Origin of the sequence: Tolypothrix sp. VBCCA 56010 (genome assembly GCF_050875635.1) — a bacterium.
Taxonomy (GTDB): Bacteria; Cyanobacteriota; Cyanobacteriia; order Cyanobacteriales; family Nostocaceae; genus Hassallia.
Window position 1 is genome coordinate 1 of record NZ_JBPAOH010000510.1, and the last position, 250, is coordinate 250.

Consider the following 250-nt stretch of genomic DNA (forward strand, 5'->3'; position numbering starts at 1 on the left):
GTTAAAATTTCATTGTTGTTGCTGTCGATTTGTTGGAATGTGGTCAACTCTTCCTTTGAAATAGACTTATCGAGTTGTCCATATTTCAACAAATACTCCCTTGACGTTAAATCGCCGAGAGACTCATGTGGTTTTTCTGTGTTGTAATGTTCAATCCATTCTTCTGTGACGTGGCGTACCTCATCGAGTGTTTCAAAGAGATGCGCATCCAGGATGTGTCGACGATATAAGCCGTTAAGACTTTCGATGT

1 protein-coding gene is annotated in these 250 nt (G+C 40.4%); it reads right to left on the reverse strand.

Features of this window, described 5'->3' with window-relative positions; translation table 11 throughout:
* Window positions 1-250 (reverse strand): integrase core domain-containing protein (locus tag AABK37_RS42165; protein ID WP_432557297.1); only part of this gene is annotated, 250 nt, incomplete at both ends.